Annotated in this window: 15 protein-coding genes and 1 pseudogene; 9 read left to right on the top strand and 7 right to left on the bottom strand. The window is 41.9% G+C overall.

Annotated elements, in window-relative coordinates; translation table 11 throughout:
• Positions 1-309, top strand: coding sequence for a hypothetical protein (locus tag IFU39_RS03765; protein ID WP_105598973.1), 309 nt, complete (start codon positions 1-3; stop codon positions 307-309).
• Positions 270-458, top strand: a complete 189-nt coding sequence (locus IFU39_RS03760) for a hypothetical protein (RefSeq protein WP_146117037.1) — start codon at positions 270-272, stop codon at positions 456-458. Before IFU39_RS03765 ends, IFU39_RS03760 begins: the two co-directional genes overlap by 40 nt.
• A gap of 335 nt (positions 459-793) precedes the next feature.
• Here the strand turns inward: IFU39_RS03760 and IFU39_RS32635 are convergent, their stop codons facing one another.
• On the bottom strand, positions 794-976 hold the full coding sequence (locus IFU39_RS32635) for a hypothetical protein (RefSeq protein ID WP_146117038.1): 183 nt from the start codon (positions 974-976) through the stop codon (positions 794-796).
• Between the two features lie 269 nt (positions 977-1,245).
• Here IFU39_RS32635 and IFU39_RS03755 point away from each other — a divergent pair, with 269 nt between their 5' ends.
• The 3 genes from IFU39_RS03755 (at position 1,246) to IFU39_RS03745 (ending at position 5,228) form a co-directional block, all read left to right on the top strand.
• Positions 1,246-1,659, top strand: a complete 414-nt coding sequence (locus IFU39_RS03755) for an Lrp/AsnC family transcriptional regulator (RefSeq protein WP_076334219.1) — start codon at positions 1,246-1,248, stop codon at positions 1,657-1,659.
• A gap of 71 nt (positions 1,660-1,730) precedes the next feature.
• Positions 1,731-4,244: an excinuclease ABC subunit UvrA gene (locus IFU39_RS03750; protein WP_197997659.1), complete on the top strand. Its 2,514-nt coding sequence runs from the start codon at positions 1,731-1,733 to the stop codon at positions 4,242-4,244.
• Between the two features lie 201 nt (positions 4,245-4,445).
• Positions 4,446-5,228: an MBL fold metallo-hydrolase gene (locus IFU39_RS03745; RefSeq protein ID WP_076334221.1), complete on the top strand. Its 783-nt coding sequence runs from the start codon at positions 4,446-4,448 to the stop codon at positions 5,226-5,228.
• 972 nt (positions 5,229-6,200) lie between these two features.
• On the opposite strand, the gene IFU39_RS03740 is transcribed toward IFU39_RS03745, so the two are convergent.
• The 3 genes from IFU39_RS03740 to IFU39_RS03730 form a co-directional block, all read right to left on the bottom strand.
• A complete protein-coding gene (locus IFU39_RS03740) occupies positions 6,201-7,025 on the bottom strand; it encodes a DJ-1/PfpI family protein (RefSeq protein ID WP_076334222.1) in 825 nt (274 codons plus the stop codon).
• The gene (locus IFU39_RS03735) at positions 7,022-7,660 is read right to left on the bottom strand and encodes a DUF2306 domain-containing protein (protein WP_105598975.1); all 639 of its coding nucleotides are present in this window, start codon (positions 7,658-7,660) and stop codon (positions 7,022-7,024) included. Before IFU39_RS03735 ends, IFU39_RS03740 begins: the two co-directional genes overlap by 4 nt.
• A 112-nt stretch (positions 7,661-7,772) precedes the next feature.
• The gene (locus tag IFU39_RS03730; RefSeq protein WP_076334224.1) at positions 7,773-8,813 is read right to left on the bottom strand and encodes a DJ-1/PfpI family protein; all 1,041 of its coding nucleotides are present in this window, start codon (positions 8,811-8,813) and stop codon (positions 7,773-7,775) included.
• A gap of 434 nt (positions 8,814-9,247) precedes the next feature.
• Here IFU39_RS03730 and IFU39_RS03725 point away from each other — a divergent pair, with 434 nt between their 5' ends.
• Both IFU39_RS03725 and IFU39_RS03720 read left to right on the top strand, forming a co-directional pair.
• Complete coding sequence (locus IFU39_RS03725; protein WP_076334225.1) at positions 9,248-9,934, top strand: response regulator transcription factor; 687 nt, start codon at positions 9,248-9,250, stop codon at positions 9,932-9,934.
• Between the two features lies 1 nt (position 9,935).
• On the top strand, positions 9,936-11,288 hold the full coding sequence (locus IFU39_RS03720) for a sensor histidine kinase (RefSeq protein ID WP_149847189.1): 1,353 nt from the start codon (positions 9,936-9,938) through the stop codon (positions 11,286-11,288).
• 332 nt (positions 11,289-11,620) lie between these two features.
• Here IFU39_RS03720 and IFU39_RS03715 read toward each other — a convergent pair whose 3' ends face one another.
• Positions 11,621-11,881 (bottom strand): hypothetical protein, encoded by a 261-nt coding sequence (locus IFU39_RS03715; RefSeq protein ID WP_149847188.1) that lies wholly within the window; start codon positions 11,879-11,881, stop codon positions 11,621-11,623.
• A gap of 105 nt (positions 11,882-11,986) precedes the next feature.
• Positions 11,987-12,262, bottom strand: coding sequence for a substrate-binding domain-containing protein (locus IFU39_RS03710; protein ID WP_149847187.1), 276 nt, complete (start codon positions 12,260-12,262; stop codon positions 11,987-11,989).
• Here IFU39_RS03710 and IFU39_RS32745 point away from each other — a divergent pair.
• Both IFU39_RS32745 and IFU39_RS33535 read left to right on the top strand, forming a co-directional pair.
• Entirely contained in the window at positions 12,261-12,374 is a 114-nt protein-coding gene (locus IFU39_RS32745) for a DsrE/DsrF/DrsH-like family protein (RefSeq protein ID WP_223200041.1), read from the top strand. The genes IFU39_RS03710 and IFU39_RS32745 overlap by 2 nt on opposite strands.
• 16 nt (positions 12,375-12,390) lie before the next feature.
• On the top strand, positions 12,391-12,480 hold the full coding sequence (locus IFU39_RS33535) for a DsrE/DsrF/DrsH-like family protein (RefSeq protein ID WP_076334229.1): 90 nt from the start codon (positions 12,391-12,393) through the stop codon (positions 12,478-12,480).
• A gap of 698 nt (positions 12,481-13,178) precedes the next feature.
• On the opposite strand, the pseudogene IFU39_RS33530 reads toward IFU39_RS33535, so the two are convergent.
• Positions 13,179-13,364: pseudogene (locus tag IFU39_RS33530) on the bottom strand (IS1182 family transposase); the annotation flags it as partial.
• Positions 13,365-13,633: the final 269 nt, after the last annotated feature.

Here is a 13,633-nt window from a genome sequence, read left to right as displayed (position 1 = left end):
ATGGCAGCAGACAAACCATGTCTCTGGACTGATCCGGGAAAATTAGTGTCCAAGACCATCGCATTACCCGGAACACCCGACGAGCATGTTCTGGGATCGAAGCCGGAGGTTTCCTCTGATCATCTGACCCGGAAGCATGCGTATGAGGGACGTGCCCGATTTGAACACCAAGTCATTATTCCGGAGGAATGGCAGGGCAAATTACTTTTCTTCACAATGGAACGGACGCGGGAAACGGAGCTGTGGATCGACGGGGTACAGGTAGGATCTTGCAACACGTTATCGACACCGCAGAGCTGTATGATGTGAGCGGTTACCTTGAGCCGGGGCTGCATATTCTCTCTGTTATCGAGGATAACAGCTCCGGAGTTATGGGCTGGAGAAGCATCCGCAATTCGCATATGGCAACGGATCAAACCCAGAACGAACTGGAACGTTCTCCTTGGGGCCATCCCTGATTAGGACGGTATCCATCCAGGTTCAGGTTTCTGTCGGCCAGAAGCTGTACGATGGCGGGATAATTCCTTTTCAGCTTGAAACGGATCCCTCAGGTGGAGAAAATCCGGTCCTGATTTCTGCAACCGATGCTTTACAATTATGGGACGAATTTAACCCTTTCACGTACTATGCATCAAATCATAATTCATTCTTCCACTGAAGGACAACGTCAACAGCCAGTCGATGTCGGCTTTGAAGCCCCCTATACTTTGACCTTGTCGATGAATCGATAAAGTAAGAGTTTGGCGTCTCGGTGAGTGCGCTTGTAATGAGTGCTATGCTCAAACTGATGCAATTAATTTATAGAAAGGCAACTTATACGCTTGCTAAGGCTGATGAAGAAGCCCATACTTATCAAAAATTCTTGAACCTCTACTATCACATAAAATGTTGAGTATTCTTCAAGCTTGTTTGCAGTGTGCAGAATACCGCCTGTTGGCATTTCTCCATTTCCTTGAAGCACTGCATCATAATTCACACCAGGCAGATCATTGTTGCTTTAAACTTCCAACCAAACATCTAGCTGTAAAAATCTTTTACCTCTTTGGGTTGGTTTGCTCCAATTTCGAACCACGCAACGTGATTAAATTGTGGTTTGTCCATGTCATATTCTCCTTTAATAAAAATTATAGTTTACCATCTGCTAACGTGGTATGTGTATACTGTACTTGTAAATTTGTATATAGTAATTTAAAAAATTTGGTATATCCCATCTTTTCTTTTAAATAATAAGGAGTGTATAACTTAATGGATAATACGGATATTGAGATATTAAAACAGCTGAAAAAAAATTCCAGAATTCGTGAAAATAAGTTAGCCCAATTGGTTCATATGACACCCCCATCGGTTTCTGCAAGAATTAAACAAATGGAGGATAAAAACGTTATAAAAAAATATACAATTGAAGTTGATCCGTCTAAGCTTGGGTATACTCATCAGGTGTTTATCGAGACTGAAATGACGCATCTTAGTCATAAAAGATATTTAGAGTTTATTCAATCCAAACAACAATTTATTCTCCACCATTATAGAATTTCTGGACAAATGAATTATATGATCCAAGGTGGATTTCCTTCTAATGATGAGTTGAATAACTTTTTGGAACTGTTAAATGAATATGCAAATTACAAAGTCCTACACATTATCTCTGAGCTAATTTAATCCAATTAAACAACGAATTTAATGTGATACAAAATAATTTACAAAAAAAGAGCTGATAGGAGGTTATAACAATGCAGGATGAAATGAACTATATTCCAACGCATATCAATGTACAGGGAGCAAATGCGAATAACTTGAAAAATATTAATATTGATATTCCTTTGAATCGTTTAGTTGCAATTACTGGAGTATCAGGTTCAGGCAAATCGTCTTTAGCGATGGACACGATCTATGCTGAAGGAACAAGACGATACTTAAATGCCTTGGCCACGTACACACGGCGCCGTATTAAGCAGGTGGGACGTTCAGATGTGAAAGCAATTAAAAATCTCCCTTCAACGATTGCCTTACGCCAACGACCAGACACACCCGGGATTCGCTCAACAGTGGGAACTCTAACCGAAACCTTGAACATTTTACGGTTGATTTTTTCACGTTTAGGTTCTCATGTTTGTCCAAATGGGCATCGTCTAGAGCCGACACTTCGAGTAGCAGAAGTCATGGATTTCATGGGTACAGACGAAAGAATGGGGATTATTAACTGTCCTACGTGCCAAGTCCCTTTCATGGTCTATGGTGCAGAAAGCTTTGCATTCAATTCAGATGGAGCTTGTTCAACTTGTCAAGGAACGGGAGAAGCAAGAGAAATTCAGTTGAAGAAGATTATTCCAAATCCTGATTTAACTATTAAAGAAGGTGCCGTGGCATCCTGGCGATTACCGGGCAGAACGCATATGCATTTACTAGCGGAACAGCAAGGTGTTCGCTTAGATCTTCCCTTTAAAGAACTAACGGATAAAGAAAAAGAAATTGTACTTCATGGACCAGAAGTAAAGCGAGTCATTGTGGTTCCAACTTCAACTGGGAAATCTTTTGAACTTAATGCCAAGTACGAAAATGCTTTTGTAGCAGTAGAAAACAGCTTTAATACTGCCAAAAATGATAATACCATCGAGCGATTAAATCGGTTTTATGATGTAGGGTGTTGTTCCAGATGTCATGGAACTCGCTATAATCCCGAACTATTCTCGACGCTTATTATGGGCAAAAACATTGCAGAAGTCAGCCAATATGATTTATTACAGCTAGAAGAGTTTTCAGATAAATTAGTTAGCTGGGTACCTGCCGAGATGAAAAATATGGCTGGACAACTTTCAAAAGAGTTGAAAGAACTAATAGATCCAATTGTCGCGCTAGGTCTGGATTATTTAACTTTAGATAGAGCAGGGAATGGCCTCTCAACAGGAGAATTGCAGAGAATTCAACTAGCTCGTACGATTCGCAATCAAATGACAGGGATTTTATATGTTTTGGACGAACCAAGTGTTGGTCTCCATGCAGAAAATGTAAAAGCTTTAATACAGATTATTCGGCAGATTATTAAACAAGGTAATTCAGTTCTCGTCGTTGATCATGATGTGGCCATTTTAGAAGCAGCGGACTATTTGATTGAAATAGGACCTTTATCTGGTGAAGATGGTGGAGAAGTTATCGGTGCAGGAACTCCAGGTGAACTATCTACTAATGATCAGTCGGTTATTGCTGCTTATTTAAATAAATCAGCAGAGGTTGTTGTTCGTAACATTCAAGATGCTAATCAGCTGGATAAGATAATAGTTACAGTTCAAGGTAAAAACAACATCCATGAAGTTCGTGCGGAGTTTGTGTTGAATGGTCTCAATGTTGTGACAGGGATTTCAGGATCAGGGAAGACCACATTAGTATTAGATAGTCTCGTCCCCGCTATGAAAGCCAGATTGGCAAAGGAGAAACTTCCCGACCATGTTGCATTAACAGGCGAAGGAAAGATCAAGCAAGTCGTAGAAATTGACTCAAATCCGATTGGGAAAAATATTCGTTCTACAGTAGCCACTTACTCTAAAATTATGGACAAGCTGCGCAAACTCTTTGAAACGGAAGCGGATCAGACACATGCATTCAAGGCAACTGATTTTTCCTATAATAACAATTCAGGAGCTTGCACTTATTGTGAGGGTACAGGGAGTGTAAATCTAGATATTCAGTACTTACCAGATATTGTTGAAGTCTGTCCACAATGTCAGGGCAAGCGATATAGAGATGAGATATTAGATGTTACTTTGCAAGGAAAGAATATTGCGGAAGTACTGGAATTGACGGTTGCAGAAGCACAATCTTTCTTTAAAAACCAATCCAGCATCTCTAAAACATTGAAAGTTTTAAATGAACTAGGTCTTGGTTATCTACATCTAGGCGAAAGCACGCCAGCACTTTCTGGTGGAGAAGCACAACGATTAAAGCTGACTTACTATTTAGAGAAAAAACAAGCAAACTACTTATTTATCTTTGATGAACCAAGTATTGGATTGCATCCTCGAGATGTTGCTACATTAGTGGGTGTATTAGATAAATTGGTGCAAAGTAAAGCAACAGTAATTGTAATTGAGCATGACTTAGATGTGATCGCTAATGCTGACTATATTGTTGATATGGGGCCAAATGGGGGACGCTATGGAGGTCAATTAATGGCAAATGGTTCTGTAGAACAAATTTGCAGAACAAAATCCAGTGTTACTGGAAAATATATAAAGAATTATCTTACATGAATCAATTATATCGTTCTACTTTCTTTAGAAAATAAAGTAATTTGGCTGTTTTCCTTTTTTAATAATGTAATGATTTTTTATTAGACGGTAAAATGATAATATAAACCGATTAGATTATTATGAGTGAGCAAGTGGTACTTTGATTCAAATCGGTAAATTACAGAGCTCAAATAACTTGATAAATTTAAAGGAGGATTTTCGATGTATATTACGCAAATCAGGAATGCAACGTTAAAAATAAAGTATGGTAAAAAAATCTTTTTAGTAGATCCTATGCTCTCTAAAAAAGGTGAAATTCCTCCATTTGCACCACCACATGCACCGATGCCTATGTCTGGAAATTTGGAGAGTAATCCTATAACTGAATTGCCAATGTCAGTTAATGAAATTCTAGAAGGCGTGGATGCATTGATTGTAACGCATTTGCATCCAGATCACTGGGATCCTGCGGCAAGTGAACAAATAGATAAACAAATTCCTTTATTTTCGCAAAATGAGGATGATGCAACTACACTTCGTGAGCAAGGGTTTAAGAATGTTTATGTAATAGGTGATAAGACACATTTTGAGGGAATTTCTTTAACTCATACCAATGGAAAACACGCAAGTGTTGACGAGATGCTAGCAATATCAGGTCCTGCTTGCGGTGTTGTCTTTAAGCATGAAAGTGAGAAGACTGTATATTTATTAGGTGATACCGTTTGGTATGACGAAGTGGAGAACAATCTACAAAAATATCAGCCGGATGTTGTAATTATTAACGCAGGTAACAATCAATTTGAAATTGGTGGGCCGTTAATTATGGGGGCAGAAGGTGTACTAAAAGTACATCAAACTCTTCCAGAAGCTGAATTGTTTGCAACCCATATGGAGGCAGTTAATCATGCTTATCTAACACGTAAAGAGTTAAAAGACTTTGCAAAAGAGCACGGATTTGGCGCAAAGTTATCAGTTCCAGAAGATGGGGAAAAATTAGAGTACTAATCCTATAAATAAAGAATATCAGTTGAACAATAGATTAGTTGTGCTTTACCTATTTATGTAGGTGGAGCTTCTTTTCTAATTGATAGACGTGCATCTTAGTGAGCGTATGTGATTAAGGAACAATTAATGCTGTTTAAGCAAACGTACAGAGGTATGTACTTAAGGTAAGAATCTGAGTTAATAGAAAAAAATTTATTAACTTTATTATTGTCGAGGGACAAGAACATATTCCTATTGAAGTCGCTATTTTAGCGGCTTTCTTATTTTATCGGTACAAGTTCCCTAAGGACAAGAACTTGTACCGATTGCCGGGATAGACAAGAACATAGTCCGTTAGCCGATTAGATGTATAACTAACGATGAGCACATGCACTTAAAATCTCATTAAGTACCATAATACATGAAAGTGTTCACATTGTTATGAAACAACAGACACGATGAGAGGTTAAACACGGGTGGCTAGGTATTAAAGCGAAATATCGGACTGAAACTAGCTGTTGAGGACAAGAACCTGTACCGATTACCGTATTGGACAAGAGCAGGTTCCTATTGCCGATTATTAGGCACATATATAATTGGTTATTCGCCCATTAATTCATTTCCGAAATTTGCATACAATCACAGCAGTTTTCGGGTTGGAAGCAAGAACGCGAACCTACCAAGGAAAATGTTATGATAATTCAGTGAAGGAGTAATCTTTGAGGATATGAAATCAGAATACTTTACTATAAGAAATTCGAAAGTAGAGCATTTTATACAAAACCTTGGGAATATGTGGAATACTAACATGCAAAACGATTGAAAGTAAAATCAAAAATGAGTCCGGTGCAATACCGAACCCATATTGAGCAAATTGCCTGGCAAAATAACCGTGTCTAACTTTTAGGGGTCACGTCAAAATTCCGGCTTGTTTTCAGTTTCATAGGTGAGAAGATGAAACGACATGTTTCATTGCAACTTATGCTCGATTCCTCACTTCTCGACTTTTTTCTCCAGTGCAGACGGTTGTTCTTTTCTAGACGTATCCTGGCTCGTCCCAAAGTTAATCGGCGGTATGCCGTTTGCTTGCCAAACCGTTCCTCTACGCTCGTACTCGAATAACTTCTCTACGGCATTCGCAATCTGTGGTCCTACTTCACGCTCAACCAAATACAAGGCAACATCAAGTCCAGAAGTAACACCACCGCCAGTTACCAAACGAGAGCCATCTTCCACGATCCTTGCATCGACGGGAATTGCACCGAGAGCCCCTAACGCACTCATGCCTAACTGATTGGTGACAGCATATCTGTCTTTCAACAATCCATCCATAGCCAGCAGCAATGAACCTCCACACACGGTAGCCACCGTAACTTCCTTATTATTCATAGCTTGTTTCATCATCGTTGTTAATCCCGTATCCTTGGCCTGCCTTAATATGTTGGGAATAGCATCTGAGGTATTCCCCGCTGGCTTCCCCGAAGCGCCAGGAACAACAATAATACCGGAATGATCAGGGTCTAACACATCTTGCGCATCGAGGGCAGGTCCATTCAGCCCGCTCGGCACCGAACGCTTACCTTCTGCAGATACTAATTCTACAGTAACTTTTCCACCAGTGTACATTCCGGCAGCAGCAAATACTTCATATGGCGCTAATGCGTCCAGCAGATCAAACCCATCGAATAATACGATTTGTACATGCACGCTTTTACCCTTGGATGGATCTGGATTCTTGTTTGTTTCTGCGCTTGCTGCGGGGGATAATAGACATAGAACGAGCGTTAACGACGTGAGTAAGCTAAGTATTTTTTTCATCCTGATACCCATTCCTTTCGATTTGTTCTGATGATGATTTCAGGAATAACTAGCAGCAGCGCAATCGAGCCGTAAACGCCGATGGTGTAGCTAGTAGGGTAAACGTACCCGAATCCCTGATGAAACAGGGAAGTAATGAGATGGATCAACATGTTAGTGAAGCAAAAGACGTAACTACGAATCATCCAGTTGCGATGTCGAATGATCCTTTTCCTCTTGATTTGAACGAGCGCCGTAATGGTGATAACCAGCCAGATCATATTCAGCAGATTGAATCCCATACTGCTTATTTTGCCGCCTGTCGCGTAGGGGGCCATATATCCGGAAGTTAGTACAACCAGCAGTACGGATAGGATATATACATAGCCGTTTATGCGATGCAGCCTGCGGCTTCTTTCAAATATTCGATTCGAAAAGTTAATCAGTCCTGATGCCATGGCCACACATGCGAATGCAACATGAATGTACATGACATTAAGCCAAACCGGGAGATTAAGTTCGCGTTTCAGCCCGGTCTTATGGCTTAAAAATCCCGAAGCACCTGGATCGATCCAATAGTTTTTCACCAAAGTGTGTAGTATAAATAGAATGCTGACACAGGCTAGCAATAGATATAACGATTTTCGTTTCTTCATCCATTTGCAACTCCCGAAGCTCCATTTTTCATTTCTGAATACGGTAAAACACGATCGACATACATATCTGGAAGTCAGAGCACGTGTATGCCGCGGATTTTCCTTCTTACGATTAGGCAACCCGATTTCCTGTTAATTTGGATGCAGGCAGGAGGCCGGCTTTAGCGAAACCAACCATGTGATCACCATCGACGACAACTTCAAATTTGAGATTCAAGCGCATGGGTTTCGTGATTCGAAGTGACCAGACCAGCTTGTTATCTTCAAGCAAGGGGTTCATAAACTCAATGGTTTCATCTCCTTGCATCGCCGTGCCGTGAATCATACCGTGTCTTGTCGATATTGAGAGCATGATCTCCAGCTTTCCAACGGGCGTAGCGAGGGTGGTATCCCAATCTCCGTCGAAGACCGATGCTTGTACGGTGTTGCAGTGCAGGGTACGGGGCGTGGGGGTCATCGCTGTTTGGTTCACCACGGTGTTTGGCTCTTCGCTCGTCAATGGTTTATTAACGCTTGGCGTTATCCCGATATTCTTCCAAACCGTGCCTCTTCGTTCGTATTCGAATAACTGCTCTACCGCGTGAGCGATACGAGGCCCAAGTTCACGTTCCACCAGATACAGCGCTACATCGAGTCCTGAGGTTACGCCGCCGCCGGTAACCAGATTGCCGTCGTCCACAACGCGAGCCGAGATGGGAACTGCTCCAGTTGCACCAAGTAAGTCCATGCCCAGATGGTTCGTTACCGCAGGTCTGCCTTCCAAGAGGCCTCCCATGGCAAGCACCAGTGAACCGCCGCAGACTGTAGCGACTATCCTGTCTTTGTGCTGGAGAGCCTGCTCGATCATGCCGGTCAATTCGGTCTCCATGGCACGGCCCAGAATAGCCGGAACCGAATCGGGCCCATCTCCCTCGACGTCGCCGGACGCTCCAGGTACGAGAATGATCCCCGCTCGTTCCGGGTCCAGTCCGCCACTCGCTTCAATCCTCAACCCGTTGATGCCGCTAGGCACGGATCTTGGTCCCTCGGCGGTGACCAATTCTACGTTCAACGCATTTTCAGCATTCATGGCTGCAGCACAGAAGACCTCGTAAGGCGCTATCGCATCCAGAAGGTCAAAGCCGTCAAACAACACAATTTGAACGTTAAGCATCCGTAAATCCTCCTTGTCTCTATTTAGTCAAAAGATCTTTCAGCTTACGATATTCCTTCTCATCAATTTCCCCATTGGCCATCAGAATCATAGCGATGTCATTCTTTTGATGACCATTTTTGTAACGATAACGAATCGGATATACTCGAACTGCATGGAAAGAAAACAGCGTTAGACAAAACAAAGGCCCGAAAGGAAAGAACGAGAAGGCGTTATTTTCCAACCCTATATGTATACCTCCTTTATCATGGTGTGCGGGACGATCACCCGAAGTTGGGGCTGGTCGTGTGCGCAAATAGAAGCATACCAAACGAATATCTCAAACAAAGATGAAAAAAGATCACAAAAGTATAAACAAATCATCACAATACATAAGCTCACGTTAGTTCTTGTTAAAAAAAATGATAAACTAGGAAAGCAAAGGTGGGATAAACATGAGCGTATCAAAGACGATTCTGGTTGTAGACGATGACCTAGATATTGTTGAGCTATTAAGGGATTTTCTAGAGAATGACCACTTTCAAGTGAAAACCGCTTGCGACACCGCCCAAGCGTGGGACATATTTAAGGAAAACTCTGTTGATTGCATTGTTCTTGACATTATGATGCCGGGACAAAATGGATTTGAGTTTTGCCGCCGGATTCGCGGGGAGAGCAATGTACCCATCCTGTTCTTAAGTGCTCGCAGCGATGATGTGGATAAGATTCGGGGCCTTACTCTCGGAGGCGATGATTACATCGTCAAAACCGCTTCGCCGGGTGAGATCGTTGCCAGAGTAAAAGCCGTAATGCGGCGTTCCGCTTCTCCACAACAATTGGATAACAGGGTCTTGGATTACGGCCGCATTAAATTAAACCTGTCCACAAGAGAAGTACTAGTGGATGGAAATAACATCGTGCTCACACCCAGGGAATATGAGCTGCTGCGATTATTTGCCGAACATCCGAGACATGTTTTCTCCTATGAACAATTACTAGCGAAGTTTTGGGATGGGGTGGGCGACAGGCATACAATTCGGGTCCATCTTAGTCGGCTTCGTGAGAAAATCGAAGCTGATCCGAATAAACCGCTATTCCTGGTCAACGTATGGGGAGTAGGGTATCGCTTTGAGGGAGGGTAATATGAGGTCACTCCGCATTCGTACGTTTACTATGCTTTGCTTCTTCTTTATCCTCCTATTGCCGTGGATCTTTTTTGTTACTGCGCACTTTATGGAAACCAAGACACTCAGCTTCGAACAAGGTCGTCTGCAAAACGAGACCCTGCAACGAAATATATCGGAAATGACGGAGCGAATTGAATCGGACACAGACCAATGGTCAGATCCAGACTGGCAAAACCAATTGTATTCCGCGCTTCGTATAGCGAAGATGGATGTGCTCATTCAATCTGCAGAAGATCAGGAAATTTATCGTTCCAATCCTGACCGACGAGGCACTAATTTATCAACTGAGCGGTTCTCCGTCATCGAGGACGGCAAGTTGCTGGGAAGGGTTATTCTGTACTTACCTAAATCCAATCAATTTCAAGTGATGTCGGCTTTTGTCGGGCTGCTGCTTGCGATCTTTGTTGTCGGAATGGAAATGAGGCGATTCGTTCTCAAACCACTCGAGAAAATGGGAAATGCAGCAAGACAAATTGCAAAAGGGGATTGGGATGTTCGGTTACCCATGTCCAGGGTCACTGAAATCGCTGAAGTGCGCGATGGATTCGATGTTATGGTCAAGGGACTTGAGCAGTCCTATCGAAAACAGGCTGAACTGGAAGAGGAACGCCGATTCGTCATTGCGGCTGTTGCGCATGATTTACGGACACCGTTGTTCGCTTTGCGAGGCTATTTGGATGGTCTGGAGCAAGGGATCGCTCAATCTCCGGAGAAAATGGCTCAATATGTGGCGGTTTGCAAGGATAAATCAGCTCAATTGGATCGTTTGGTAGAGGACCTTTTCACTTTTACAAAAATGGAGTATGTAGAGTCGCAACTGCATGATGAAACGGTGGATTTTAACCAGGTCGTCCGGAATTCGATTGATAGTCTGGGTCCTCTGGCTCGGCAGAAAGGAGTTTCCATCTCGTTCCATGTAACGGATTGGTGCATCATCCATGGAGATATGCATTTATTAGAGCGAGCCATGAACAACCTTCTGGATAATGCCGTAAGACACACATCTGCGGGTAGTGAAATCGAAGTCCAATGTAACAAAGTTGGTGATAAGGTTAAGTTTACGATACGCGATACCGGGCCGGGCTTCTCTACGGAAGAACTTGAGCGTGTATTTGAACCCTTATATCGCGGGGAAACATCCAGAAGTCGTTCAACCGGTGGCAGCGGATTAGGCTTAACCATTTCACAAAGAATTGTTAGGCAGCACGGGGGAGAACTTGCCGCAAGCAATCATCCGGAAGGAGGAGCATTGCTTGAAGGATGGTTACCTGCAGCAACCATAGAGCAGGTGGATTCGGATGATATATAGTCGTTTTTATTGCTTGTTGAAAAAGCCGCTGAAGTGTATCTCTTACAAATAGACCCCTGGGTTTAACCAATGAGCAAATATCGTGAGCAGGGTGAGTTTGTTTGGTCTACTGGATCAACGGGGAGGGGAGACGTATTTAGATCAGGAACGATATGTTCAGCACTGTAAGTATACTTAATAAACTTGTCCGTTAAGGAACTAAGTTCAGCGATTTTTTTTGTTAAAGCAATTATTATAAAATTGTGAATCAAATTATTTTATCGTAAGGACAATAAGACCGATGTGAGTGAAGTAATTTAAAACGCCAAAGCCAACGAAAACAACACCAACAATTACCACAAATACTTTAGGGTATTCACCAGTTTAGGATTAGGGTTCTCCTTTAAGAAGAATGGGAAGATACAGGCTCCGACACCTGTGATGGCGATCAGTAAAGACATGAAAGTAGCTTCAAACATCGGATAATCAGCAAACCAACCTGAAATCGGTTTTCCTGGTGGAGCAGCGAAAAATTGAAAACCAACTCCTGCAAAACTGATAGAGATCAAAGCTAGGCCCATGGCTGCTGCAAAATAGGAAAGTGGTCTAAGCAAGTAAGGAAGTTCTGCTTTTAGTTTTGCGATGTAAGTAGCCAGGTTAATTAATGTAGTTAGGTGAGTGCACTTATATATAAATTTTCTTTGATATTTTTGAAATCACTAAGTTGTAAGTCTTTCAATCAAAGTATATTCCAGAGGAATCAATGTTTTGTCAGTTGAATGAAGCATGTTCTGCAGAATTAAAATTGCATTCTCTGACTGCTGATCCACAGGATAGTGAATAGTTGTCAGATCCATTAAGTTTGCCACCTCTGTATTATCAAATCCTATGATCCCAACGTCCCCTGGAACCGAAAATTTAGACCTCCTTAGTTCAGTAATAAATCCGGCTGCAACCTCATTAAAGCATCTGATCCAGCCTGTATCCAAAACCATGATTGGCCGAATATTTGAAATGATGCTGCCGCGTGGCAGCAAGAAGCTTGGCATGTCCAAAATGAATATGCTTGGTGTTGGTCCAAAAATTATTCGTGGCCTTATGAACTAATAATAATGTTCCGTATTTGGAAGAATTGATAGAGTCCGTCATTGCACAAGGAGCCGAGTTGGTAGCTTGCCAAATGTCCATGGATTTAATGGGGCATTCAGCGTGAAGATTAATAGACCAAGTTACAATTGGTGGTGTCGGTTACTGTCTTGGACAAGCATCCCAAGCGAATCATTACCTATTTATTTAAAGTCAATTCCTACTTTGAGTTAATGAATAAAAACGTTATTAACAGACAAAGAAAACCAAACTTTACTAGAGAAGTTAGAAAGTAAGAGTAAAGATATTGTCAACGACGCAGCGCCGGGCGTATAGGAGCATAGCGCCGTACTGGTCGAAGCGGCTGGTGAGACGTCCGGAGGAACGATTACTATTACTGTCAAGCAGCCATAGGATCCACAGAACAAGACGGTAACGCTAATATACATTGAGCTATAAATTAATCCATCTTGTGCTGATCATGTAAAGCGTTTCAATCGCAAATAGTGATTTTTTTATAATGAAGCTTATTGACTGGGAAGCTCTCAATGGGAAACGGATTGAATCTTGTAGCTAAGGTGAAGTGAATTATATAGATTCTCGAGCAAACGAAAGGCACATATCTTTTGATTCAAAACGCAGTTCTCTCTATATCATTGATTATGTAAATAACAAAAGAGGCGTATTCCTCCTTTGATTATCGAGAAAGGGCTGTCCCAAAAGGCCCTTAAACGGCATATCGGTGAAGAACAATAACACCGATATGCTCAAACGGGACGAAGTAGAATTCAATCCTGCTTTGTCCCCTTTGCGTTTTACCATCATTGCCGCTTTCTTAAGCCGGTTGTGCGCAAGGCAAAGCCACCCGACCTCCAGGCTTACTTTTTGCAAGCAGAGTAGCAGGAATCTCCAGAAACCTCGATTGTTTTTGAATTGCCTAAATACACCCAATTAACTCGCTCATCTGACGAACCGAAAGGGTGTAACCTTTTCGCTGCGAAGTCGTTTCCGCATGGCATTTTTTTCATCATGTAGGTCAGGGACTTGCAATTATAAACTTTAATGATAATATTTACTATAAATTCAATGGTATCTCACAAATAAATACACAAATAATGTCGGATGACAAGAACATTATTTCACATCAAAACCCTGCGAAGATTAAGGCTTTTTTAGGATTTGTGTACAATTGAATTGTCTGATAATGTACAATGGCACAAAGGTACCCTCTTGACTGAAGGTAGGACGATTTAAACCCTGAGCTGACCACACGCAGAAGG

Source organism: Paenibacillus sp. CFBP 13594 (assembly GCF_014842675.1).
GTDB classification, from domain to species: domain Bacteria; phylum Bacillota; class Bacilli; order Paenibacillales; family Paenibacillaceae; genus Paenibacillus; species Paenibacillus amylolyticus_B.
The sequence above is the reverse complement of the archived record's forward strand: the minus strand, read 5'-3'. Positions and strand labels throughout refer to the sequence as shown.